The sequence below is a fragment of the Cytobacillus sp. Bva_UNVM-123 genome, from assembly GCF_046351715.2.
In the GTDB taxonomy this organism is placed as follows: domain Bacteria; phylum Bacillota; class Bacilli; order Bacillales; family Cytobacillaceae; genus Cytobacillus.
The window spans coordinates 1,773,494-1,798,031 of record NZ_CM177772.1 but is presented as its reverse complement, the minus strand read 5'-3'; the positions used below and the strand labels follow the sequence as shown (position 1 = coordinate 1,798,031).

The following is a 24,538-nucleotide window of genomic DNA, read 5'->3' as shown; positions in this document are numbered from 1 at the left end:
ATGTTTAATCGATATATTTTCTCGAAAGATTAATAATTTCATGACCTACTCTCTCCTTATGAACAGAAACTTTTTGTTGAACACCTAGACTATCTTTTTCTTTTAATAACTTTAAAATGGCATAGTGCTCTTCAGTCGATTTCTGAATGTATGCGTCATTTCTATCGAATACAGAATCATATCGATTCGCATTTTTCCATAAGTCTACTATGAGCGAAATTAGTAGATTATTTTCGCTTTTTTTATAAATGGACATATGAAAATCAGAATTTAATTCGCTATATTTCTCATAATTTTTTCTTCGTATGCTCTATCAGCTTCTTTTAAGATATTTTCTAAGTTGATCATGTCATGTCCGGTCAAATTAAATGTAGCCAAAGATGCTGCTTAGCCTTCTAAAATGACTCGGACACCAAATATTTCTTTAATTTCTTCCAATGATAAAGGACTAACGATGGCACCGATATGAGGTTTGAATAAAATTAACTTTTCGGATTCTAATAAATTTAGAGCTTCACGGACAGGAATATCACTACATTCAAAATCCTTTGCTAATCTAGCGATAACTAACTTTTCTCCGGGTTTATACTTTCCATCATAGATTTTCTGTTTTAACGTCTGATAAATCATTTCTTTGTTTGAAACTGTTTCAAAACGCTCTCTCCTTAGACATCAGTTTAATTCTTTATATGAAAATGCTTGATGTCTTTCTATTAAAGAATTAGAGGCAGTAAGAACAGTAAACTACCTGTTACAATACCACTGACTAACATGGCGATGATACAGTATCCCATAATATGACGAATACCTAATCCAGTTAAAGCTAGGGCAGATAATGCCCAGAATGGTTGAAGTAAGTTTGTCCACGTATCACCATACGTAATTGCCATTGCGACTAGACCTTGTGAAACTCCAAGTTGCTCGGCAATAGGGAGGAATATTGATCCTTGGATAATAATTTGTCCACCAGCAGAGGGAATAAAAGGTTTAATGAACCTGCCGCAATATAAGTTAATAATGGGAGTGCCTCTGCAGTTGCTATTGATGTAAAAAATTCAGTTAAATATTCTCCAATTCCAGATGTGGCCATCATACTTTGGATAGCTCCATAAAAAGGATAACCAATTAATAAAGGTACCACAAATTTAACCGATTTACTAATTTCATCCAAATGTAACCTAACTCCCCTATATAATACTAAACCTAATCCAATCACTAACAGTACTCCTTCTTCGCTAGATAAGTGGGTGAGTCATAATCAAAACTCTGGTTCTTTTATGGAAAAAGACAACTAATCAGATGAACAAAAGGGCTACCTTATGACAATGCGGTAGCTGCAGCAATGTTCAAAATCATTAAAACAGAGTTTGTGAAAGATCAGCAATTTGATAGTTTAGAAGAATTGATAAGGGAATTACATGACTATGTCCACTGGTTAATCACATAAGAATTCATGTGACGCTTGGTTATGTAAGTCCAATTGATTACAAACTTGAACACCTTAAAAAAGTTGTCTAGTTTAATGTTGACAATCCAGTCCTTATTTGAACACTATTTTTAAACTCTGTGTTCAACTATAGTACCTAGTCTATCCAATAAATATCTCTTTAACTTCCTCATTTTGGACTTTATTCCATTCATTTTACTTTACTCTAATTGACATTCATCAAGATTCCCTTCCATCTCTAATAATCAAAAGACTTATCTTATAAAAAATTCTTTAATAACTTTCATAGATTCTTTATGCTCATCTTGATTTTTTGTAAGTGAAAGAGTAACATGAAGTCCTTTGAGTTTTGGTTCTTTAGATATATATTTAATAGAATCATATGTTTCGATTCATATAAAATCGTTTTGGTTTATCTTGTAGCCTCTTATTAGTAAGTAATCTACAATAATCTATTCACTAATAGTTTATTCACTTAAGAGAATTCATACATGGATATAATTTAATTTTGTGAAAAACTGCTTTAAACATAGTCAAAAAAAAGAGACTTTATCAGCCATTCCACTATATCAATTCACCCTCTCATTATTAACTAGTATATTAAACTGCCTTTTTACTGGAGTCCCATAAAAAAATTTGATAACCTTTTTCACCCATTTTAACATAGGGAAAATGGTACAAATAATTTAAAATGTAGGTTTGCATGTCTTCTTCGATTTAAGTATCTAGTTAAAAATTAAACCCTAGGGAGTTGTGCCACTAGGGTTTAATCAGTTATGTTATTTTAATACACTACCAATACCATAATGAGCTGATATGTTATCAATAGGACTTATATTAAATCTCACTTGTGCTCCTTTAAATGAGCTATTTTTCCCTGTAATGAATGTAGAATGCGCACTTTTATATGTGCCACTTACATATCCACTTCCCCATATATCATCACCAAAAAGTCTTTTATCAACAATTGAATAAGTAATGGCTGGTACTTTAGAAGTATCAGTGTATTGTGTAAGGAGTAACTCTACAACAGAAGTACCAACTATATCAAATTTGCCAATTGAGTAAAATTCACTCCCACCCCTAGCACCAGAAAAATTCCAGTCAACTAAAGTATGCATAGGTCTTATTGAAATGTCTATACCTTCTTTAATAACTTCATAGTCGCTATTATCTAGCGAGTTAGGGTTGATATCTACTTTATTTGAAATAATTTTAAATGGTGCTTGTGTAATCTCACCATTTTCAAAATGTAGTAGAACTATAAATTCATTGTTACTTTTACTTTCAATAATTGTAAATTCTTCAAGTTTATCTTTACTGAGGAAATACTGGTATTCTACCTTTTGTTGATCAATAGATTCATAACGACTATCATTTACAAGCTCTATTACTTTATCAATATTTTCATTTTTTACAGCTTTTAAATAATCCATTAAAATCTCTTTTTCGTTCATAGTCTTTTCGCTAGCAGCTCCTACTAGTATTGGAAGAGAAAACACAAGCAACATTCCAATCATTAAACCTAAAAATGTTTTTTTCATTGGTTATTACCTCCATTTTTACAATATTTTTCTATTTCATTTTTATTATAACATAAAAATTTACAAAAATACAAAAATAGAGGAAATGAGGCTGGGACAAAAGTATTTTAGCCAATAAAAAACCGAACTATTTTACGAAGCTACAATTAAGTACTTCGTAATAGTTCGGTTTTTACTTTCTTTGTACGTTGTTTCTCAATATATCATTCGGTTTTACGCAGTGGAAAATTAGTTATGTCCCAGCCTCATCTGTTATTATTAAATAAAAAAGTATAGGATTAAATTATTGGAATTTGATAGAGAGATTTTAAAAGGTTATATCGATACTATATTATTATCGATTATATCTAAGGAGCCATACGGTTATATACTGTCTAAAGAAATCTTAATGGAATACTAAAGGTATCTTTTTAATAAAAGAAAAAGATTAGAACAAAATGGATTCATTAAGTCTTGGTGGGATAATTCTCAAGGAAGTATCAAAAGAAAATGCTATTCTATAACAGATTCTGGAATAAAAGATTAGCTAATAAAAGAACAGAATGGGATGAATTTAAACAGATTATAGATTTTTTCTTAAATAGGAGTGAAAGTATATGAAAACTTCATCTAGCTTAATTGATGAAATTTCTGCATTTTGGAAAAATATACTAGAAAATAAACCAGTGAGATTTAAAGTTTTTACTAATGAAAATTAAAATTATTGAGCGAATTAGACCTTAAGTGCAATTTAATGAAAGAGAACAAACCAAACATAGAAAAAGACCGCCTCCGAAGAGATGGTCTTTTGTATAGGAACCCTTTGTTCCGAATGGTTCCTACGGGTTTGACACCCAATGATTCCGACTGGACTTGAACTAGCGACTTCTATCCTGTCAGGTAGATAACCGAGTCAGAACCAATATGACTAACAATGTTGAAACCTTGATGTAATAAATCTCATAGAATATCGGTATGATTTAAACTGAACAAAAATTATAGTTGTTGACCAATTTTGCCAACAACTAGCCAGGTGCATATGTGGTTCATCCAACATCTTCGTGCCCCTTCATTTTAATAATAGCTAACACTTTTGTTTCAAAAGCATAAGTGTTAGCTTTTTTTTTAGAAATAATTTTAGAAGCTATTTTCATCCCATTTATTACTGAAATTTCTTCAAAATTAAAATCTAAATTGTAAGGACATATCCTTTTAATTATTTTTCACGAGTTTAATTGTGGTTTTCCCTTGCTGCTTTAACATACTGTCTGGTTCCTTACTTACATCCACACGTTTAACGAAGAAAACTAATAGTAGTGCGACAATATTAATGCCAAGCGCTACATAGAATGAATATTGAATTCCGGCTAATAATGCTTTCTGAGTTAATAATGCTTTCTGAGTTAATAATGCTTTTGAAGCTGTTGTAATCGTTGTTGGATCCACACCAGTCAATAAACTTTCAGCTTTTGTTTTTGTCACGGAATTCATAATCGTAATGAGAACAGCTGTACCAATCGAACCGGATACTTGTTGAGCTGTATTGTTAATAGCCGTACCGTGCGGATTTAAGTGATTTGGCAGCTGATTAAGGCCATTTGTCATAATTGGCATCATCACCATTGCCATCCCAAACATACGAAGAGTGTAAACAAGGATAATATAGGTGTGACTAGAGTCAATTTGCAGATGCGCCAACATATAAGTTGAAATGGCTGTAATGGTAAGCCCTGTTACACCAAGAATTCGTGGTCCATATTTATCAAAGAGTTTACCTGTAATTGGTGACATAACCCCCATTATGATTGCACCCGGCAACATGATTAGCCCTGAATCCAGCGGTGAAATACCACGGACGCTTTGTACATATGCAGGTGTTAAAATCATACCGGAAAACATAGCTACCGCGTTGACAATTGCTATTACAGACGCAAGTGCAAACATTGGATACTTGTAAACACGTAAATCTAATAATGGCTCATCCATTCTTAATTGACGAACGATAAAGACTGTGAGGGCAATAGCACCGACGATTAACGTGGTTAAAACAATTTTGTCTGTCCAGCCGTCTGAGCTTGCGGCACTAAAGCCGTACAGCAGTCCGCCAAATCCGATGGATGATAAGACCACTGAAAAATAATCAAGTTGGGCATTTTTATTTTGTTCCATGACATTCTCTGATTTCCAAATCCCTAATAGCAAGCTAATAACCGCTAACGGTAAAATCATTTCGAAAAGCAAACGCCAGTCATAATATTCTACAATATAGCCTGATAATGTTGGCCCGATTGCTGGGGCTGTAATCATAACTAATCCGAAAATCCCCATTACTGTTCCGCGTTTTTCTCGCGGAAAGCTTATTAGCATAATATTCATTAACAAAGGACCCATTACCGAAGAACCTGCTGCCTGAACCATCCTTCCTGTAAGTAATAATCCAAAATTTGGTGCAAAGGCTGCTAAGGCAGTACCTAAAGTGAAAATGACCATGGATGTAATAAATAAACTTCTATTCGAGAACCGTGTTAATAAAAATGCCGATGCCGGAATTAAAATACCACTAACAAGCATATAGCCTGTCGCAAGCCACTGAATCGTTGAATAATCTTTAATCCCTAAATCAACCATCATAGACGGTAAGGCTACATTTAAAAGCGAGTTATTTAAAAAAGATACAAATGCTCCAACAAAAAGAATTACAAGCATAAAATACGGTGGTTTTCTTTGTTGCAATGTTGAATTCATATATTGTTTTCTCCTTGTTATAATTTTTTCGATCATTTTAGGCCGTTTGCATATCTATGCGTCAATACCTTGTTTTGGAAATTTTTAATAATATTCCCCAAGAGGATACTTTCTTTTTTGACTGCTTTAAGGGAATTCATTAGTGCTCTTCCTTATATAATCCTCTTTTAAGTAGTTCCAATTGCTCAATATAATTTTTTAAAGCTTCTTCATCTGTTAAATCCTTAACGAATATTTGAACAAGGTTTTGAAAAGTTACAGATACCATAATCTTTATAACATGCTGAAGTTCCCGTTCATCTTTAATCTTTAAGTTTTTTGTATTTATTAAGCGAATTATAGATAAATGCTGATTTTTCCGATTTTCTTCATAAATATTATTTGCTAATGTATTTTCCATTTTATAATTCATATTTAAAAAAGTATTCTTAAAAAAATTCTTGTGTTCTTGATTTTTGTGATTCTGAATCATATATTGAAATGAATCAATACAAGCTTTAAATAGATCTCCATTGTTCTCTTTTAAGGCCTTAACAAATCGGTCATTATTTTTCTGAGAAAGCTGGTCTAACAGATAATAATATAGATCCTCTTTCCCCTCAAAATATTGATAAAAACTTCCTCTTGGGATTCCCGCATCTATGATAATATTAGCGATTGATGCTTCGTGTAAAGGGACCCTGGAAAATTCCTTTTTAGCAGCTTGAATTAGAGTGTCTCGTTTATCTTTAGGCAAATGAAAAAATGTTTGTTTTGGCATATATAGTCCTCCAACCTCAAAAAGTGACAATGTGTCATAAAAAATAATAAATGAATTATATGTGACACACCGTCATATGTCAATAAAAAAGATGACAGTGTGTCACATATAATACATGTATTTTTATATATATTAAGTTGTCAAACAGGAAAAGCATATTAAGAAACAAAGCATCAAGTATATTCGTCAAATATTAAAAGGAGGTAAGTATTTTTGAGAAAGTTAGTATTTATTTCAATATTGATTGTTTTATCTGCGAGTGTAATGGGTTGTAATTTAATTCCATCAAAGGATAGTGTTTCGATTGAATTGATTGCATTCAATAGTCTTACAGATGAAGAAAAAGATTTAATTCCTGCAAGTCCGAAAGATTCAATCGTAGAAAAAATAACAGTTAATAATAATGAAAATAATTCCTTTATTGACAAGAATTATGACAAAGACCAAGTTTATGCTGTTACATTTAATAATACTGAGACTGATTCTACTGGCAGACTTACGGTTTTTGTTGATTTGGATAAGGAAACAGTTGTCGGTAAAGGGTTTACGAGTAAATAAGTGCCAAGTATAACGTCAGAATATTAAAGTCCTCATTTGAAGGACAAGGCATTTCGCCATGCAAGAGCGGAGCCTAAAAGGTTTAGTTTTAATTGGTAACAACTTAATTACCAACTATTATGACGTTAAAAAAGGAGCATTTTAATCATGCTCCTTTTTACATTTTAATGATTTAGTTCATCAATTGTCTTGAAAATTCTTGAATAAACATCTTCAATATTTTCATCAGTCTTTTCTTCATTATATAAACCATATCCCCAATGTTTTAATGTATCATCTTCTTGTGATACAAGAACACCAACAGCATAACTATCACCAGTAGCCCAATTCCAAGACTTGTCGTACTCTAAATCTCTTTCAGTAAAAGGAACAAAATTATAGGTTCCTATAAAAAAGAATGGAATAGTTGAATTTAAATAAACATCTGCATAATTCTTTTCAGCGGCTTCAAAAAGGTTATTTTCTGTAATAAAGACAGCATCATAAGACTTGAGTTCTTCACTTGTCATCTCATCAAATGAAATTTCTGTAAATCTCACTTGTTTCTCTTTTACCTTTGGTGGTTCTCCAACAACTGCTATTCTTAAAGAGTTTCCTTCATACAGCTTGAAATCAGGGCTTGGTGGGCTTGGTGGGCTTGATGTAGATGTACAAGCTGTTAGTGCTACTGTTAGAATTAACAAGATAAAATATAAATATCTCTTTCCTTTTATTCTTCGCATATGCGACACCCCCCTTTGTAACATATTTTAACAGAATATCCCATTCTGATTCCCTACAATCCACGATTTTATTGCTAAAATCGGAAAAATAAATTGAAGAAAATTAGATAATGATTTCATAAAATCAATCTCCTTTACTTCAGTATTTAATATTATTTACCTTAAATTCTATTACTTTGCATATAGATTTTTATATTCTTCTTCAACAAACCTTTACTTCAATAAGAAAGAGCTATTCTACTTCTTGAAGAATAGCCCCCGTTCGTTCAATAAGAATTAAACAACATTATTATTTTTTAAAGTACTTTAAAGTTACTAAGTACTTAAGAAATCAACGATCATTTTCTTTTCTCGTTCTGACATCATATGCATGTGTCCGCACCCTTTTAGCATATGAACCGTGTTATTTGGTATGATTCTTTTTGCTCTTGGTAATACTTTTTTCGATGGAAATAAACAGTCTTTTTCACCTGCCATAATAAGTGTCGGTGCTTTACAATGTTGCATTAATTTTTCGCTCACATTGGACGGCATCCCTACTTTTGTTTTTACATGTTCAAAACTATCTTTCACCATATCCAAAGTATCTTTATCAAGAATTTCTTCTTTAATAGACATAAATAAAGCTGTTTCTTTTATATATTTTTCTTTCTTTGTTAGTTTATATTTGAGTAGTGGTATCATCATTTTCACAGTACTGATTGGAAAGGCATTGTTAATACCTGATGGCACAATTAATACGGATTTTTTTACTGTTTCCGGTGAGATACACATCAGTTTTGCCAAAACTCCGCCTCCAAACGAAACCCCAAAACATGCTATTTTATCAAATCCAAGCCCTGAAATAACATCACTTGCCCACTTTCCATAATCATAATTGCTATGAGAGAGATTAACTTCATCACTTTTTCCAGGGTGGCCAATAATATCAACGGCATAGATGTGAAAATCCTTAAGCAGGAATCTGTACATTAGTAAATTATAGGCAGTCGTACTATTCCCACCATGAAATACTAACAATGGTTCTCCCGATAGATTGCCAGTTTCAACGATATGTGTTCTTCCAAAACGAGTATGAACGTAAACATCCTTACATGAATATTCCAATTTCTTCAATTGGGCATCATAAAGCTTTAGTGACATTTCTCTTCCAGATTGTGTTTTGTATATACTCATATAGTCCTCTCTTATATCCATCCTTTAATTTTGCTATTAACAAATAATTCTCCATATATTAGAAGGAATCCTTCTTCAACTAATCTCCCCTTACTTAGAAAACATAAAATAATAAATGTGTAATTTAATGAAAGAGAACAAACCAAACATAGAAAAAGACCGCCTCCGAAGAGACGGTCTTTTATAAGGGAACCCTTTGTTCCGAAGGGTTCCTACGGGTTTGGCACCCAATGATTCTGACTGGGCTTGAACCAGCGACCTCTACCCTGTCAAAGACGAATATCGCACTATCAAGAAGTATCACACTATGTCAAAACGTTGATTCAACAAGGTTTAACGTTTTGAAAAATGTCATTCGTATTCATTAAAAATTATCTTTTGTCACTTTTAGTCACTCGTTGGTCACTTTTTGGTCACTCGGTGACATAAAGCTTTTCCTAATTATGCCGTCTCTCATGAGGCGGTTTTAATTACTTGAAGAGTTCTAAGTTGTCCTTCCAGCCAATTTATATATCCCCTAGCTCTCAATTTATGAAGAAAATCAATTATCGTCGATGGTTATTTTACATTTAAAACTTCACAAAGATTACGATAAGAAGGAAAAATTAGATTTACAACGGTAAGCTCATTTTCTTGACTGTATCTAAAAATAAAAGGAATCTAATCAAACTGGACTCCTTTTATTTTAATAATCTGGGAGAGTGATGATTTACTGTTGGAACAAAAAAATTTGTTTCAATTACTTCTTGATTTTTTGAATATCAATATTATTAAAAATAATATTAGAAAAAATAATACTGATGTGATTAATAATAAAGATTGAACAGATGATTGTACCGGGTTGAAGTATATGTACATACTGATCGCAATGCCAGCAATACAAGCCAACACTAATAAAAGTTTCAATATCTTCATTTTTTTAATCACCTCTTTTTTTATTATTGTGCTTTTCCTCAACAAAAGATAAAATTAATCTATATTGGGTAAAATCACAGTTTTTTTAATATGTTGATAGCGCTGCTGGAGAACAGAACAATCGCCTATTAAGATTATTGTGGTCTTATCCAATACGGTACGTAATCACCGTTAGCTATATTTTTTACAACATTAATCTTGACTCCAGTATTCTCAGCGTTATTGTAAAGTATTAATGCTGCACCTAACCCAAATACTGCAACAGCAATACCAGCTACTGCAGCTCCCCCTGGAAGTAATGCAACAAGAGCGGTTATTGAACCACCGCCAGCCACAATAGCAGCGGCTCTATTTGCATCACATGAATCAAGGTAGATTATACCACCAAACCAATTTCCATCGAAATAGGTTGCCCCTCCACAAGAACTTAACGTTGCTGCCATCGTAGAAAATTGGGGCTGTTGTTCTGCTAAAATTTCATTAGCTCGATCATAATCTTCTTTAACCTTCTGAACAAGTGATGGATCTAATCCATCTTCTAAAGCCTTTACATCATCAAATTCAATAATAGTACCACTTGTATTGATATAGGGTTGTAAAAGAAGTCCATCTTCTATTTCTTTTCTTACTTCTTCATTTTCTAAGGTAGCTATTATTTGATCAATTTCTTCTTGAGAGAAAGTATAGCCATCTTCTGGCTGATTACTTTGAGCTGAACCAAACGGGACAGCTACAGATAAAATTAATACAAGTGTTAGTAATAAAGATAAAATTTTTTTCATTATTTCCTCCCCTTAACTATTTCTTATCTATCACTCTCCTTTATTAGGATAACATACTTTCCTAATTTTGTAATTAAATTAGCAATTTTTGTAGTTTTTTGGTATATATTAAACTCTAAAAACCTTTGGAAATTAAAATGAATTAATTCACAATACAAGATTACTTGCATTTCTAAAATTTTTTATTATGTTGCAGTAAGGACTCCTTGCTTATAAAGCTAAATTAATATGTGAAGGAGTGTGATATTTTTTTGGAAATTAGAGAAAAGAAAAAGTGGCTTTACGATCCTACGTTGGATATTTTTATCAAAGTTGATTGCTCACTGGATGAAATAAAAAAGGGCAACACCGAAGAAGCAAATAAGGAGAACGAAGAGAAGAAAGAGCTTAAAAAATTACAACGGAGGATTCTAGGTAGAGTATTTGTTAAATTAAACGTTCCTTACAATTTACTAAGCGGGATGGGTGAGTACTAAAGGGAACTAAAACAGAGGATGAAAGAACAGTTACTCTCCCTAAAAAAATTATGGATAAACTGCATGCAATTTATATTAAAAAGTTAAATGTGAAAATGGAGATGGGTGAGAATTGGAAAGAGGTTAAAGATAAAGAAGGTAAGGAAGTAATTTTATTATTTTCAAATGATGACGGAACTCCTTATAGACCCGATACAGTTACCCAATTTTGGAATCGATTTATGATCCGTAATGAAAAGAAGATTAAAAGAATTAGGTTCCATGATCTTCGGCATTCGTCAGCATCATATATATTGAGTGAGGGAGTCAATATGAAGATTGTTCAAAAGCGTCTGGGTCATAAAAATATCAAAACAACATTAAACACATATTCCCACGTAACTGAAAAAGATGATGAGAAGGCAAGTGATGTATTTGATGAATTACTTTGAATTGGTCACTCGTTGGTCACTTTTAGCAAAAACCATGAAAAAAAAAGACCGCCCCGGCTGAGACAGTCTTTTTACGGGAACCCTTTGTTCCGAAGGGTTCCTACGGGTTTGGCACCCAATGATTCCGACTGGGCTTGAACCAGCGACCTCTACCCTGTCAAGGTAGCGCTCTCCCAGCTGAGCTACGGAATCGATTATTGTAAACATTAGTAAAGACAATAATTAATATATAATATTTACAACAAAAAGTCAATATGCTACCTTTCCTTTTTTATAAATAGAAAGATAGATAATCCTAAAAAAACGGTTAAATATAAAACCACTAATAGGAGGTCAATCATAAAGCCTTGGTCGACTATGATAATATCCTCATCTCCCATATACCCGATCACTCTAAATATGGGCGGGAAAATCCATATGAGCCACTTTAAGACGGAAATTGCCTCAACTAGTGGTTTTGCTGCTAGTGAAACAACAAGTACAAATACTGCAGACAACCACGCATATTTTTTCATGGCAAGCGTCGTTACGGTAAACAATGTTCCAACAATTATTCCGAAGATCGCAAAAACCGAATGGCTATAAATGGCCATCGTTAATAATCCCGCAGTCATTTCCCCATGAAAGCTTCCAGCTGCAAGTGGATATAGGATGGCAAACAAGGCTAGGGGGAGCATACAGATAAACGCCGTAAGCCATTTACCAATCAAGTATTTTTTCTTTCCTGCTAAATGTGTGAACAATATATGCTTCTCACTTTCTGTTTCTAAAGAGCCTATAGCCATCATCATCCATGTCATACAAAAATAAAGGGCAATGGATGAAACACCATAACTACTTAAGATCGGAGTATTTTTATAGGCATACAAAATAAATATCCATGCCAAATAAATAAATACCGGTGGAATAAATGTCATTGAACGAATAAAACTTATCGTCTGATATCGAATAAGCGCTGGCAATTTCCTACCTCTTCTCTCTTAACTCTAATATTGAACAGCCTTGGTTTAAGAGCAAACTAAGAACACGATCAGATCGATCGGCTAGTACAGTCATCTCTATCGTTGTATCCGTAATCGAATTTACCCTTACAAAAGGAATATTTGAGATCATTTTCTTATCGGCAACTGCCGTTATGACTCGATACTCTTCTTTTTTATCAATGGCACAGTCTTCAATAATTCTTCCATTTCCCACTGTTATGACTCGATTTGCTAGTCCGTCAATTAAAATGGAATCATGTACCGTGAAAATGATCGTAGTCTTACTGCTTAATAGTCTTAACTGCTTTATTAACGCATTTTGTGTCTTTTCGTCTAAGCCAGTCATTGGCTCGTCTAAGAGCAGCAGCTCTGGTTCAAGGAGCAAGGCTTGAATAATACCTGCTTTTTGCTTCGTCCCTTTCGAACAGCTTTTTAATGGTGTATTCATAAAATCGTTAATATGAAAGTCATCAGCATATTTGAAAATTTTATCTTTTAGAACTTCATCACGTTTGCCACTCATTTTCCCAACTGTTAGTAAATACTCCATAAGGCGAAAACGGATGTTTTCGGGAAAATGCTCTGGTACATAACCTGTTGTCAGCGTTTTTCTTACTACTTGTCCTGATGAAGGTTCGAATATCCCGCCAATGAGCTTCAATAGACTGCTTTTCCCTGAACCATTATGACCAGTAATGGCAATTCTCTCACCTTGATTAATTACAAATGAGATTTCCTTTAAAACGGATACTCTATCAATCTGTTTAGTAGCATTCGTTGCTTCAAATAATTTCATACAAAGCCTCTTTACTCTTTTTCTTTATTTTACCATTATAATAAAGGAAGCTCCATAATAGGAACTTCCTAAGTAAAACTTCTTAAGCTGTTTGAACTTTCGGTGTTTGATCCCCTCGTTTGAAAATAAATTGAAGGACAATCACAACAATAAACATTATTAATCCAATAATATCAGATATTCCTTCTGGATAAATAAGTAGAATTCCTCCTATTAAACTAAGAATTCTTTCAAACCAGTAAAGCTTTCTAAACCAATATCCTATGACACCTGCTCCTATTGCAGTCATTCCAGCAATTGCAGTAAATACAACCCAAATTAAGTAATACCATGTCGTGTCAATCATTAATAACTCAGGGGAAAGTACGAACATGTACGGAATGATAAATGCTGCAATTGCAAGCTTCGAGGAGTTGACCCCGGTTTTTATCGGATCCCCTCCAGAAACACCTGCTGCTGCAAAGGCTGCCAAAGCAACTGGTGGTGTTATGTCGGCAACTATTCCGAAATAAAACACAAACAAATGTGCTGGCAGATCAGGTACTCCTAACAAAATAATCGCTGGAGCTGCAATTGTTGATGTAATAACATAGTTTGCTGTTGTCGGTGAACCCATTCCAAGTACCAAAGCAGCAAGCATTGTTAGCATTAAAGTAGGAATTAAGGCACCGTCTGCAAGGTCGAGCAAACCATTGGCAAGCTTAAGCCCTAGTCCTGTTTTCGTTACTACCCCAACAATAATACCTGCTGCTGCAGTTGCTGAGGCAACGCCAAGAGCAGTACGAGCTCCATCGACAAGCGCATCAATGGCATCTTTAAAGCTAATCCTTGTTTCTTTTCGAATCGCACTAACTCCTACTGTTATTACAATTGACCATAATGCTGCACGAATTACACTCATTCCACTCATTAGCAGCACAATTACCGCAAGTATCGGTAATAACAAGTAGATTTTACTTAAAACTTCTTTTTTGTTTGGCATTTCTTCGTCCTTTAACCCACGAAGACCGACCCTTTTTGCCTCAAAGTGAGTCATAATCCAAATACCAGTGAAATAAAGCAAAGCTGGGATAGCTGCGGCTTTTGCAATTTCCCAATATGTAATGCCACCAATAAACTCTACCATTAAAAATGCAGCAGCCCCCATGACAGGAGGCATAAGTTGTCCCCCAGTTGAAGCCGCAGCTTCTACTCCACCAGCAAATTCCTTTTTATAGCCAAGTTTTTTCATCATAGGGATTGTAAAGGAACCAGAAGTAACAACGTTTGCCACAGAGCTTCCACTTATCGTTCCTTGTAAGGCACTAGAAAAAATGGCAACCTTTGCTGGTCCACCGATTCTTTTTCCTGCAATCGTGAGTGCTAAATCATTAAAATATTGCCCTACCCCTGTTTTGACGAGGAAAGCTCCAAATAATAAAAATAGAAAAATAAATGTCGATGATACACCTAACGGCGTACCGAGAATTCCTTCCGTTGTAAAAAACATTGTTTGCACTAGCCTTTGTAAATCTAAGCCACGGTGTGCCAAGAAACCTGGCATGTATTGGCCATATATCGCATACGCCAAAAATAATGTTGCGATAATTGTAATCGGTAAACCAACTGCACGGCGAGTAGCCTCTAATACTAGAATTATAGCGATTAAACCAATATAGAAATCAAGATCTGTTAAACGCCCAACTCGCATTACAAGTTCATCGATCATAAGCGGCCAATATGCACCAACTGCGATTGCTGCGATTGCCAAAATAATATCATACCAAGCAGGTTTATGCTTTAAACCCCGATTTCTTTTTCTTGCAGGGAATAATAAGAAAACAAGAGCAAGGGCGAATCCTAAATGAATAGAGCGCTGAAGCTGTGCGGTTAGCACTCCAAATATTCCAGTATATAACTGAAATAGTGAAAATGTTAATAGTCCTAAAAATACAATCCAACCAAATATCCCTTTTAACTTTCTAGTCCCGGCTTCTGGATCATACTTTTCGAGTAGTGCTTGTTGTTCTTCCTGAGACAATGTTTCATGTTGATTGCTCAAGGATGTTCACTCCTTTCAATTGCTGTATAAAATTTAATCTTTTAACCTTTATTCGAACCCATGTTCCAGGCTCAATATAGTCTGAAAGTGTATATTCTTTATTTTGAAAAATAACAGTATGATTTGCACGTACTTGTCCTATCCGAAGATCAAAAAAAGGAAAGTCCAGCTTCATATTTCTTAAATAATATTTGCCGTCCTTTTGCTCAAAAATTTCTCCGTCGGAGGCATTTTCTGGCATGCCGATTGCGAAGTCTTCGTACATTAGCTCATACTGTTGTATATGAGCTTGTTCTGTTATTTTATAACTTTCTACTACATCAGATAAATGAATGGAATGGGTATATTTAATTTTAAATTTCGCTTCCTTCGATAAAGGGAAGTAGGCAAGTAGCTTCTCAGTATTTTGATATTCAAGTACTAGAGCTTGCCTGATTGGAATGATTAACATAAATACGATGATTATTAAAATGAGGAACAGCAGAATGCTTACATTTCTGACAGACTTTCTTCTTTCCATTTAAACCCCGCCCACTAAAGATTGCTGCTTTTCATAATTTTCCCCATAAATATGCAGCTCTCTCAATACCTAAAAAGAGAATTTGACCGGCGATAATAACCAACTTGTCAGGTTATACGTCCGGTCAATTTTTAAAGCAATTTATTTAGCTTTAATGCCTTTTTCATCGAAATACTTTTGTGCACCTGGGTGTACTTCGATTCCAACACCGTTTAGTGCGTTTTCGGCTTTAATTAATTTTCCTTTAGCATGTTGTACTTTATCAGTATTTTCAAAAATGGCTTTCGTGATTTCGTAAACTGTTTCTTTATCGAGGTCATTTGAAACTACTAACATCGCTTGAACAGCTACAGATGTAACAGTATCTGCAAGCTTGTAAGTTCCTGCTGGAATTTCTTCTTTTATATAGTATGGATACTTTTCAATTAATGCATCGATTTTATCTTGAGTAATCGGTACGATAACAACGTTTTCTGTCGCAGAAAGTCCTTCAACAGCACCGGTTGGAGTACCTGCAGTAACAAATGCTGCATCAATCGTTCCATCTTGGATTCCAGTAGTTGACTCATCAAATGATAAATCTTGCTTTTTAATATCTGCGAATGTTAATCCGTGAACTTCAAGAATTTGCTCCGCGTTAGCTGCTGTCCCTGAACCTGGAGCGCCGACAGATACCTTTTTACCTTTTAAATCTTCCACAGATTTAATCCCTGATTTTGCTGTAGTAACAATTTGAATTGTTTCAGGGTAAAGAGTGCCAATAGCACTTACATTATCAACTACAGCTCCTTCAAACATTAATTTTCCATTTTTAGCATAAGAAGCTATATCTGTTTGTGTAAATGCAATCTCTGCATTTCCATCTTTCAGCGTGTTCATATTTTCTGCAGAGGCTCCTGAAGTTTCAGCATTTGTCGTTATGCCTGTTTCATCCGAAATAATATTTGCAAAAGAACCACCTAGCGGAAAGTATGTACCACCTGTTCCACCTGTTACAATACTAATAAATTCCGGCTTTTCAGTGCCACCTTTACTGTCTCCTCCTTTTTCACCTTCAGCCTCTTTCGTTCCACCACAAGCAGCAAGAACCATAGAAAGCGCTAAAAGTAAAATAAGTGGCATTAGAAAACTTTTCCTTTTCATGTAAATTCCCCCTTCTTTATTAGCAGTTTCCCAGATTATATTCTAACACAATAGTTATCTAAATTGTCAATAAATTGTCCGAGTGTAATTTTACAAGAATAAAAAAACACCTAACTTTTTGCTATAAATCATTGTTTATATGGTAAAATATCATGAAATACTTTACAACCTATTAAATGGAGGACTTTTTAATGAATAATTCTAGAGGCAGTATTTCGGATATTACTTTGACAAGCAAAGAATTAGACGAAGAAATTCAACTTCTTATATACCGACCTGCGTCGTTTTCTCCTTTATATAAATATTCCATCCTTATCGCTCAGGATGGAAAAGATTATTTTCAACTTGGGAGAATTGGCCGCACAGCAGATGATTTATTAAAGAATAGGGAAATTGAAAATATGATCATAGTTGGGATACCCTATAAGGATGTCATGGATAGAAGAAGTAAATATCATCCTGAAGGTGATCGAAATGAAGCCTATATTCGTTTCCTTGCCCATGAGCTTGTTCCATTTTTGGATAAGGAGTTTCCTACTTATCAAATGGGGATGGGAAGAGCATTAATAGGTGATTCTCTTGGTGCTACAGTTTCATTAATGGCCGCATTGCAATATCCACATACATTTGGCAAAGTCATTCTTCAATCACCAATGGTAAATGAAGAAGTTCTCAATAAGGTTAAAGAAGCGCAGCACCCACATTTAGTAAATATTTATCACGTAATTGGCAATGAAGAAACAGAAGTCAAAACGACTACTAATGAAGTATTGGATTTTCTAACACCTAATAGAAGCCTATCTGAACTTTTTGCTGCTAAACAATTTCCTTACTTCTATGATGAGTTTGATGGCAATCATACATGGACTTATTGGCAGCCAGATTTAAAACGAGCGTTAAAAATGATGTTCTCCTAATAGACAACTGTATTATTAATGAAAATAAAGGGATCTTATATGTTAATTATTGAAAATTTGTTATAATGGTTAAAAATAATTATAAGTCTATTTTTCTTAAAAGTAGGCTTTGTTAAAGTTTATTGTTGATATTTCCATCTTGTTGATTGTAGCGGAAGGCATGAGACTCCTGCGGGAGTGCGAGTCAAAGGGAGACCCCACAGGAGCGACAGCGACGAGGAGGCTCCCGGACCGCCCGCGGAAAGCGAATGCCTGCAGCGGAAATCAACTGTAATGTTTAACACAGCCTAAAAGTAAATGAAGGAAAGTTAAATTCAAAAATGGGGGTAATAATATGAAATTAGGCATTGTCATTTTTCCATCAAAAAAATTACAAGATTTAGCTAACTCTTACCGAAAACGGTATGACCCAAACTATTCACTAATTCCTCCTCATATAACATTAAAACCTGCATTTGATGCTTCAGAAGAACAAATAAAGCAACTAACCATTACTTTAGACAAAATTTCAAATAATTATCAGCCATTTCAAATTACAACGAAAAAATTTAGTTCTTTTAAACCAGTTAATAATGTGATCTATTATAAGATTGAGCCATCTAAAGAACTTGAAGCTTTACAAACAGAATTAAACGCTAAGATTAGTACAAATATACCTGAATACACCTTCGTTCCACATATTACTGTTGGACAGAAGCTATCAAGTGCTGAACATGCAGATGTTTATAGCTCACTTATTTTGTCCCAATTTAATTATGAAGAAGTAGTTGACAGATTCCATCTTCTCTATCAGCTAGAAAACGGTTCTTGGACCGTTTATGAAACATTTCGACTTGGAAGGGAATAAAAATAAATGCTAGTTAAAATTGTTAATGATGAAAAAGAACTTCAGGATGCATTTTCGGTACGAAAAACGGTATTTGTTCATGAACAGCTTGTACCTATTGAAGAGGAGATTGACCAATACGATGAATCGGCTGTTCATTTTGTCCTTTATGAAGATGAAAATCCAATTGGAGCAGGCAGGTTCCGAATTCTAGATGGAATTGGTAAAGTAGAAAGGATTTGCGTATTAAAGGATAAGCGCAAAACCGGTGCAGGAAAAGTTATCATGGAAAAAATCGAAGAATATGCAGATAGCCAAGGGATTAGTCATGTAAAATTAAATGCCCAAACTCAAGCCATTCCATTTTATCAGAAATTGAAATATGAAGTAGTTTCAGATGAATTTCTTGACGCTGGAATCCCGCATCGAACGATGAAAAAAACATTATAAAAAAACTTCCGCCACTTTTGGCAGAAGTTTTTTTATTATACACTTTCATTATAAAACCGACCAATTCCGGTTATTTCACTATAGATGTTTTCAACAAAATGATTTCTTTGTTGATTTCGAAAGTTGTTATTTTGATGTGGTTTACTCAAAAATGATTTCTGCTCATCCCGAATATATTCTCGCGGATTAACAGGAGGTTTAATTGTACTGATAGGCACAAATCGATATGGATCATATCGTTTGCTTATTACTCGTTCTGTATATTGCTGATATTGATAATTTGTTACAGGTGCAATATAGCCCATCTCAATCACGCTCCTTTTCAAATAACCCTTTATATATATATTCGATATGACCTCGGATTTTATGACGATATAAACAGATTATTTTTTGTTAATCATATTTGCGAGCGTGCTAAAGTCAAGCTGCTTTCCATCTGTCACAATAGATTGAACAATCTTATCTTCCATTTCTTGAGGAACCTGCTTATTCGCAATTTGCGAAACTCTACGAATTACGCTTCTGACCGTTTTCTCATCTTTAAAATTTGCATTTTGCAATGAGTTTGCTAATTCAAATATATCATTCATATTAACGCCTGTTTTCTTTTCAATATTTTTGAAAAAATTATTATCCATCTTTCATTTCACGCCCCTTCATAAACTCTTTTATATTGTATGAAAGTGGGCGCTAAAGGTGATAGGAAATAGAAAATGTCCGTAATTATCCTTTTGGTCTAAATAGAAGTGCACCAATAAAGCCAAAGATGATTGCTGCAGAAATACCAGAGCTTGTTACTTCAAACATCCCTGTTAAAACGCCAACAAGCCCATGCTTCTCGGCTTCATTTAATGCCCCATGAACAAGAGAGTTTCCAAAGCTTGTTATCGGAATTGTAGCACCTGCCCCTGCAAAATCAATAAGTGGATCATATAGCTCGAAGCCGCCAACAATGGCTCCGATAACAACGAGCAAGCTTAACGTATGGCCTGGTGTTAATTTCGCAACATCAAATAGTAATTGTCCAAATACACAAATCATTCCTCCAATAACAAAAGCCCAAAAAAACATCGCCAACATGCACTTTTCCTCCTATTCATTCATTTCAATCGAGACTGCATGTGCAATACAAGGGATTGTTTCATTTTGTTGAAAGGTTAAAGGTGACAATAATGCTCCAGTTGCTACGACAAGAATTCTCTTATATACCCCTTGCTTCATTTGATTAAGTAAATGACCATATACGACAGTCGCGGAGCAGCCTGCTCCACTTCCACCAGAATTGACAGGCTGGTCTTCTTTGTAGATCATTAAGCCGCAATCTTGAAACTTTTCTTTTTCAATTTTTAATCCTGCATTCTTTAAAAGTTCATATGTTGCACTTTGGCCTATCTTTCCTAAATCCCCTGTCACAATCAAATCGTAATAGGAAGGATCAATTTGAAGATTTTTAAAGTGAGCCAAAATCGTTTCAGCAGCTGCTGGAGCCATTGCTCCCCCCATATTAAAGGGATCTGTAAGTCCCATATCAACTACTTGACCAATTGTAGCTGAAGTCGTTACTGGGAGGTTTTGTACACCTTGATTTTCAGAAACGAGGGCAATTCCTGCGCCTGTAATTGACCATTGGGCAGTAGGAGGTTTTTGACCTCCATATTCAGTTGGATACCTAAACTGTCTTTCAACGGCAGCATTATGACTTGAAGCACCAGTTAATATGTGCTTTGCTCCTTTATAGTTAATAATGAAAGAGGCAAGAGCAAGACCTTCCATTGAAGTTGAGCATGCACCGAATATGCCGAGATAAGGAATTTTATTCGTTCTTGCACTTAAGCTAGTTGGGGTAATTTGGTTAATTAAATCTCCAGCAATGAAAAATTGGATATCTTCTTTTAACAAATCTCCTTTCTCTAGAGCTTTATGAACTGCATCTTCAATGAGAATCCGATGTGCTTTTTCATAAGATTCTTTCCCCATCCATAAATCATCGTAAAGAATATCAAAATCTGCAGCGAGTCTTCCATTGGCTTCGAATGGCCCCCCTGTAACCCCGGTTGCTATAATGGCAGGACGATTTTGAAATATCCAAGATTGCTTTCCTTTTAACATTTACAAAACCCCCCACATAATGAGTACCGTTTTAATTAGAGCTACAACAAAAGCTGAGAATACACCGAATAAGATTACTGCTCCTGCTAATTTAAACATATTTCCTCCTACACCTAATACAAAGCCCTCTGTTCGATGTTCAATTGCTGCAGAAATAACCGCGTTACCGAATCCAGTAACAGGAACAGCACTTCCGGCTCCTCCAAATTGACCGATTCGATCATATACACCAATTCCAGTGAAAAGCATCGATAAAAACACCATTGTTGCTACTGTAGGATTTCCAGCTGTTTGCTCAGTAAAATTAAAAAAATATATGTAAAAATACGTAATGGCCTGACCAATTAAGCAAATGAATCCACCGACGAAAAAAGCTTTTATACAATTTTTTATAATCGGACGCTTTACCTCATGCTTCTGTTGAAGTGTTTTATATTTTTGTTGTTCCGGAGTTAAGTTCTTTTCTTTTTTCCCCATCTTCCTTCTCCTTTCTAAGCCATCTCTTGTTTCAATTTAATAATTTTTTTTAATTTTTTATTTGCTTTTTCCTTTGAATAATTGGGTTTTTCCATTTTTTCCTTTAGTTTGACCGCTTCAAGAAAAATTTTATAATCGCTTGATACGGTAAAGTTTTCATTTGGATATTTTTTTTGTAATGTATCCTTTAACTTTTTTTCAATACTTTTCATTTTAAAACGGTACAAATGTTTTACCTTATAGGCAATGAGAACATCTTTATCTCCTTTAACAATCGCAACATCATACAATTCCTTCATTGATTCAATGTCATGCTCAATGTTTGCAACTAAATCCACCTTTTTTTGCGAATGCTCCTCAAGTAAAACTGGATTTGGATTGGTTGTTTTTATTAACGCTAGCTCACTTTTTTTGTTCGAATCGTTTTGACTACAGCTAACAAGCATGACAAATATGATTAATATAAAAATTACTTTTATTCCTTTCATCCATGTCACTTCCTATATATAGTTCATTTCTCTTTAAATAGCATGCTTCCTCTTCATTTATTGTCTTCGAAAAAGAGCTAATTTATGAATAAATGAGTCTCCAGAACAACTTCCAAGTATTGTAAAAAACATTTACTTGTGATTGAAAATGACAAAAAAAATAACCGGAAATTACTCCGGCCGCCAATTACTAGTCTTTTTTGTTTTTTTACCACAGCCACATCCTTTTTTATTTTTAGTCATTTGTTGAGGCTGTGATTTAGTTTGAGATGTAGATTTCATCCAGTCAGAATATTTATCCATTAGATTCAACCTCTCTCCTTCAATTTTCCTGTAAAAACAAATTTAATGAATCGTTTTATAAGATATGAAAAGAGATGCTAGCTTGTGTATTTCAGAAGCCTAATCTCACTTTTTTTATGCTATTCATTGTAAAAATTGCTGAACAATCGTTTCGATCAATGCAGCAATTCCTGCAATTGCTAATACTAAAATAATCGGAATAGCAATAATAGGGATTTGTAAATATATTACAAATAAGAAAAGAGACGTCCAAACACCAGTACACCAATAGCAGCTTATAAGCTCTCCAATAAAACCACGAAGTCCGCCTTTTTTCGGTATCGTGTAAATTTCTATTTCTCCATTCTCATTCTTTTCTTCCACGTCATCCAAAAATGGACTTCTGATAAATTCAGTAATTTTATCATAGACAATCAGCCTTGTGAGACGAAAGCTTGCAATTGCAAGTACAATTAGCTCAAAAAATGAAAAATCCATCCTAAACACCTACTTTCTAAATTTTTTTTCAAAAATATTGCCTATTTTTCTAAAAAACAAGGCGTTTGTCCGTAACCCATAGGGCACTTTAGCAATATGTTATTAGTGTAGTATCACAAGAATCAAACAAGGAGGAAATAAAGATGGGTTGTGGAAAAAATGACGACTTCAAAGGCAACAGCTGTGTATGTGAAGTAGTCCGTGCGATAAAAGATATTCAAGAAAACGCAGAAGAGGTATGCGAATGCCCTTCAAACTGCTTTTTAGAGCCGCTTGGGTCTATCTCACCTTCAACAATTAGAAGACAACGCCCGGATACTCGTGTATTTGTATTAAAGACCGCTGATGGTACTCCCTTTCACGCTTTTATAACTGCTAACGCCAATACTCATGGGCACGGATCAGGAAAAAATAATAGCTGTGTATCAATCTTTTTCCGTGTTGAAGAAGTATTTGACAACTGCTGCGCAGTCTTGAGAGTTTTAGAGCCAATTAAGTTTGATGGCAAAGGACAACAAGATAATCAAATGCAAAATCAAATGCAACATGCAAAACCAGTAAGTTTAGTCAAGGATTGCTGCATTGATTTAAATGCAGTGTGTGATGTGGATTTTTTCCGTAGTACAAATGATTGTGTTACGGTTGACCTAAAATGCTTCTGTGCAGTCCAATGTATCGCAGACGTAGATTTAAACATCTGCATATAGTGTGAAAAGGTTTTTAATCATGGAGTACGCCAACTCGATAAATGGATGGAAAGCAATACTCATATATTGGAACCAAAAGGTCTATCGTAATTTTAAAAGAGCCAGTCGTACTAATACGGCTGGCTACTTTTTTTACAATTGACTACCTTCGATTTCCTATCATTCTTACTTCTTTAATTAATTGAGGATTAATCGTCAACAATTGCCCATCTTGTTTGCGAATTTCAATTGCTTCCTCATCCATCCCAATTAAAATCCCTCTAAAAGTTTGATCCTCGGTTTCAAATACGCAAGTCACAGGAGCTAATTGCTTTGGAAACTCAGCCAAATAGTTAAGACGTTCAAACGTGTTCATTTCTCTAAAGCTTCGAAGTCTTTGAAAAGATGACCTCGATTTTTTTTCTTTTTGAGAAATAAATGGTGCCAAGTGCGAGCTTTTCTCTTCTTCTTCATTCATGTCTAATTCTTGTTGTTCATCCAGATTATCATCTCTGAGCTTTTTATCCTTTTCTAAAAGATTTTGTTCTTCCTGCTTGGATTCTTGTGGATTAACTTTCTCTTTTTTGGAAGCTCGACTTGAATAAATTTCTTGCATATGCCCTACAGGAGCTTGAAGGCCAGCCTGTTCAATATAAAGAAATGGCTTTTTTGTTTTGTTAACGGACATTCTATACCACCTCCACAACATATAGATTCCTTTTATATGTATGCAAAACAGTGGGTATCGTTTCCTCGCTCTTTTTGAAAACCTTGCTTTCACTCAAAA

General features: G+C 34.4%; 31 protein-coding genes, 1 tRNA gene and 1 pseudogene. 9 read left to right on the top strand and 24 right to left on the bottom strand.

Features of this window, described 5'->3' with window-relative positions; genetic code table 11:
* Positions 1 to 4 precede the first annotated feature (4 nt).
* The 3 genes and pseudogenes from KDN24_RS08805 to KDN24_RS08795 form a co-directional block, all read right to left on the bottom strand.
* A complete protein-coding gene (locus KDN24_RS08805) occupies positions 5 to 256 on the bottom strand; it encodes an FCD domain-containing protein (RefSeq protein WP_491348384.1) in 252 nt (83 codons plus the stop codon).
* 131 nt (positions 257 to 387) lie between these two features.
* Positions 388 to 630 (bottom strand): GntR family transcriptional regulator, encoded by a 243-nt coding sequence (locus tag KDN24_RS08800; RefSeq protein ID WP_409974490.1) that lies wholly within the window; start codon positions 628 to 630, stop codon positions 388 to 390.
* 83 nt (positions 631 to 713) lie between these two features.
* Positions 714 to 1,216 (bottom strand): annotated as a pseudogene (locus KDN24_RS08795) (TIGR00366 family protein).
* Positions 1,217 to 1,342: 126 nt separating this feature from the next.
* On the opposite strand from KDN24_RS08795, the gene KDN24_RS08790 reads away from it, so the two are divergent.
* The gene (locus KDN24_RS08790; RefSeq protein WP_409974489.1) at positions 1,343 to 1,447 is read left to right on the top strand and encodes an IS3 family transposase; all 105 of its coding nucleotides are present in this window, start codon (positions 1,343 to 1,345) and stop codon (positions 1,445 to 1,447) included.
* Positions 1,448 to 2,226: 779 nt separating this feature from the next.
* Here KDN24_RS08790 and KDN24_RS08785 read toward each other — a convergent pair.
* Complete coding sequence (locus KDN24_RS08785) at positions 2,227 to 2,991, bottom strand: hypothetical protein (protein WP_491348383.1); 765 nt, start codon at positions 2,989 to 2,991, stop codon at positions 2,227 to 2,229.
* Between the two features lie 445 nt (positions 2,992 to 3,436).
* Here KDN24_RS08785 and KDN24_RS08780 point away from each other — a divergent pair, with 445 nt between their 5' ends.
* Positions 3,437 to 3,517, top strand: a complete 81-nt coding sequence (locus KDN24_RS08780; RefSeq protein WP_409974888.1) for a hypothetical protein — start codon at positions 3,437 to 3,439, stop codon at positions 3,515 to 3,517.
* A gap of 665 nt (positions 3,518 to 4,182) precedes the next feature.
* Here the strand turns inward: KDN24_RS08780 and KDN24_RS08775 are convergent.
* The gene (locus tag KDN24_RS08775; protein WP_409974487.1) at positions 4,183 to 5,715 is read right to left on the bottom strand and encodes a DHA2 family efflux MFS transporter permease subunit; all 1,533 of its coding nucleotides are present in this window, start codon (positions 5,713 to 5,715) and stop codon (positions 4,183 to 4,185) included.
* Positions 5,716 to 5,854: 139 nt separating this feature from the next.
* Positions 5,855 to 6,475, bottom strand: a complete 621-nt coding sequence (locus KDN24_RS08770; RefSeq protein WP_409974486.1) for a TetR/AcrR family transcriptional regulator — start codon at positions 6,473 to 6,475, stop codon at positions 5,855 to 5,857.
* 213 nt (positions 6,476 to 6,688) lie between these two features.
* On the opposite strand from KDN24_RS08770, the gene KDN24_RS08765 reads away from it, so the two are divergent.
* On the top strand, positions 6,689 to 7,033 hold the full coding sequence (locus tag KDN24_RS08765) for a hypothetical protein (RefSeq protein ID WP_409974485.1): 345 nt from the start codon (positions 6,689 to 6,691) through the stop codon (positions 7,031 to 7,033).
* Between the two features lie 164 nt (positions 7,034 to 7,197).
* On the opposite strand, the gene KDN24_RS08760 is transcribed toward KDN24_RS08765, so the two are convergent.
* From KDN24_RS08760 to KDN24_RS08750, 3 genes are all read right to left on the bottom strand, one after another.
* Entirely contained in the window at positions 7,198 to 7,755 is a 558-nt protein-coding gene (locus KDN24_RS08760) for a hypothetical protein (RefSeq protein WP_409974484.1), read from the bottom strand.
* A gap of 315 nt (positions 7,756 to 8,070) precedes the next feature.
* The gene (locus KDN24_RS08755; protein ID WP_409974483.1) at positions 8,071 to 8,931 is read right to left on the bottom strand and encodes an alpha/beta fold hydrolase; all 861 of its coding nucleotides are present in this window, start codon (positions 8,929 to 8,931) and stop codon (positions 8,071 to 8,073) included.
* Between the two features lie 1,049 nt (positions 8,932 to 9,980).
* Positions 9,981 to 10,628 carry a hypothetical protein gene (locus KDN24_RS08750; protein WP_409974482.1) on the bottom strand — a complete coding sequence of 216 codons (648 nt, stop codon included), beginning with the start codon at positions 10,626 to 10,628 and terminating at the stop codon, positions 9,981 to 9,983.
* Between the two features lie 251 nt (positions 10,629 to 10,879).
* On the opposite strand from KDN24_RS08750, the gene KDN24_RS08745 reads away from it, so the two are divergent.
* A complete protein-coding gene (locus KDN24_RS08745) occupies positions 10,880 to 11,104 on the top strand; it encodes a hypothetical protein (protein ID WP_409974481.1) in 225 nt (74 codons plus the stop codon).
* A gap of 50 nt (positions 11,105 to 11,154) precedes the next feature.
* Positions 11,155 to 11,535 carry a tyrosine-type recombinase/integrase gene (locus KDN24_RS08740; RefSeq protein WP_491348382.1) on the top strand — a complete coding sequence of 127 codons (381 nt, stop codon included), beginning with the start codon at positions 11,155 to 11,157 and terminating at the stop codon, positions 11,533 to 11,535.
* A gap of 119 nt (positions 11,536 to 11,654) precedes the next feature.
* Here the strand turns inward: KDN24_RS08740 and KDN24_RS08735 are convergent.
* The 6 genes from KDN24_RS08735 to KDN24_RS08710 form a co-directional block, all read right to left on the bottom strand.
* Positions 11,655 to 11,727: transfer RNA gene (locus KDN24_RS08735), tRNA-Val, on the bottom strand.
* Positions 11,728 to 11,792: 65 nt separating this feature from the next.
* Positions 11,793 to 12,497 (bottom strand): hypothetical protein, encoded by a 705-nt coding sequence (locus tag KDN24_RS08730; RefSeq protein WP_409974480.1) that lies wholly within the window; start codon positions 12,495 to 12,497, stop codon positions 11,793 to 11,795.
* A gap of 4 nt (positions 12,498 to 12,501) precedes the next feature.
* Entirely contained in the window at positions 12,502 to 13,314 is an 813-nt protein-coding gene (locus KDN24_RS08725; RefSeq protein ID WP_409974479.1) for an ATP-binding cassette domain-containing protein, read from the bottom strand.
* An 82-nt stretch (positions 13,315 to 13,396) separates the two neighbouring features.
* Positions 13,397 to 15,355 (bottom strand): TRAP transporter permease, encoded by a 1,959-nt coding sequence (locus tag KDN24_RS08720; protein ID WP_491348381.1) that lies wholly within the window; start codon positions 15,353 to 15,355, stop codon positions 13,397 to 13,399.
* On the bottom strand, positions 15,339 to 15,875 hold the full coding sequence (locus KDN24_RS08715) for a DUF1850 domain-containing protein (RefSeq protein WP_409974477.1): 537 nt from the start codon (positions 15,873 to 15,875) through the stop codon (positions 15,339 to 15,341). The genes KDN24_RS08720 and KDN24_RS08715 overlap by 17 nt, the downstream gene beginning before the upstream one ends.
* Positions 15,876 to 16,016: 141 nt before the next feature.
* Complete coding sequence (locus KDN24_RS08710) at positions 16,017 to 17,018, bottom strand: TAXI family TRAP transporter solute-binding subunit (RefSeq protein WP_409974476.1); 1,002 nt, start codon at positions 17,016 to 17,018, stop codon at positions 16,017 to 16,019.
* A gap of 191 nt (positions 17,019 to 17,209) precedes the next feature.
* Here KDN24_RS08710 and KDN24_RS08705 point away from each other — a divergent pair, with 191 nt between their 5' ends.
* The 3 genes from KDN24_RS08705 to KDN24_RS08695 all read left to right on the top strand — a co-directional run bounded on the left by KDN24_RS08705 (position 17,210) and on the right by KDN24_RS08695 (position 19,211).
* Entirely contained in the window at positions 17,210 to 17,935 is a 726-nt protein-coding gene (locus tag KDN24_RS08705) for an alpha/beta hydrolase (protein ID WP_409974475.1), read from the top strand.
* A gap of 334 nt (positions 17,936 to 18,269) precedes the next feature.
* Positions 18,270 to 18,782 (top strand): YjcG family protein, encoded by a 513-nt coding sequence (locus KDN24_RS08700; RefSeq protein ID WP_409974474.1) that lies wholly within the window; start codon positions 18,270 to 18,272, stop codon positions 18,780 to 18,782.
* 6 nt (positions 18,783 to 18,788) lie between these two features.
* A complete protein-coding gene (locus tag KDN24_RS08695; protein ID WP_409974473.1) occupies positions 18,789 to 19,211 on the top strand; it encodes a GNAT family N-acetyltransferase in 423 nt (140 codons plus the stop codon).
* A gap of 35 nt (positions 19,212 to 19,246) precedes the next feature.
* Here the strand turns inward: KDN24_RS08695 and KDN24_RS08690 are convergent, their stop codons facing one another.
* From KDN24_RS08690 to KDN24_RS08655, 8 genes are all read right to left on the bottom strand, one after another.
* The gene (locus tag KDN24_RS08690; RefSeq protein WP_409974472.1) at positions 19,247 to 19,516 is read right to left on the bottom strand and encodes a hypothetical protein; all 270 of its coding nucleotides are present in this window, start codon (positions 19,514 to 19,516) and stop codon (positions 19,247 to 19,249) included.
* A 78-nt stretch (positions 19,517 to 19,594) separates the two neighbouring features.
* On the bottom strand, positions 19,595 to 19,849 hold the full coding sequence (gene spoVIF / locus KDN24_RS08685) for a sporulation-specific transcription regulator SpoVIF (RefSeq protein WP_409974471.1): 255 nt from the start codon (positions 19,847 to 19,849) through the stop codon (positions 19,595 to 19,597).
* Positions 19,850 to 19,934: 85 nt separating this feature from the next.
* Positions 19,935 to 20,291 carry a stage V sporulation protein AE gene (gene spoVAE / locus KDN24_RS08680; protein WP_409974470.1) on the bottom strand — a complete coding sequence of 119 codons (357 nt, stop codon included), beginning with the start codon at positions 20,289 to 20,291 and terminating at the stop codon, positions 19,935 to 19,937.
* Positions 20,292 to 20,303: 12 nt separating this feature from the next.
* Positions 20,304 to 21,320, bottom strand: coding sequence for a stage V sporulation protein AD (gene spoVAD, locus KDN24_RS08675; RefSeq protein WP_491348380.1), 1,017 nt, complete (start codon positions 21,318 to 21,320; stop codon positions 20,304 to 20,306).
* Entirely contained in the window at positions 21,321 to 21,797 is a 477-nt protein-coding gene (gene spoVAC / locus KDN24_RS08670) for a stage V sporulation protein AC (RefSeq protein WP_409974469.1), read from the bottom strand. It abuts the gene before it with no gap.
* A gap of 14 nt (positions 21,798 to 21,811) precedes the next feature.
* Positions 21,812 to 22,285 (bottom strand): sporulation protein, encoded by a 474-nt coding sequence (locus KDN24_RS08665; RefSeq protein ID WP_491348379.1) that lies wholly within the window; start codon positions 22,283 to 22,285, stop codon positions 21,812 to 21,814.
* A 171-nt stretch (positions 22,286 to 22,456) separates the two neighbouring features.
* Positions 22,457 to 22,588: a hypothetical protein gene (locus KDN24_RS08660; RefSeq protein ID WP_409974467.1), complete on the bottom strand. Its 132-nt coding sequence runs from the start codon at positions 22,586 to 22,588 to the stop codon at positions 22,457 to 22,459.
* Between the two features lie 123 nt (positions 22,589 to 22,711).
* On the bottom strand, positions 22,712 to 23,065 hold the full coding sequence (locus tag KDN24_RS08655; RefSeq protein WP_491348378.1) for a DUF1360 domain-containing protein: 354 nt from the start codon (positions 23,063 to 23,065) through the stop codon (positions 22,712 to 22,714).
* 143 nt (positions 23,066 to 23,208) lie between these two features.
* On the opposite strand from KDN24_RS08655, the gene KDN24_RS08650 reads away from it, so the two are divergent.
* Entirely contained in the window at positions 23,209 to 23,772 is a 564-nt protein-coding gene (locus tag KDN24_RS08650) for a CotY/CotZ family spore coat protein (RefSeq protein ID WP_409974465.1), read from the top strand.
* A gap of 142 nt (positions 23,773 to 23,914) precedes the next feature.
* Here KDN24_RS08650 and KDN24_RS08645 read toward each other — a convergent pair whose 3' ends face one another.
* On the bottom strand, positions 23,915 to 24,439 hold the full coding sequence (locus KDN24_RS08645) for a CotO family spore coat protein (RefSeq protein WP_409974464.1): 525 nt from the start codon (positions 24,437 to 24,439) through the stop codon (positions 23,915 to 23,917).
* Positions 24,440 to 24,538: the final 99 nt, after the last annotated feature.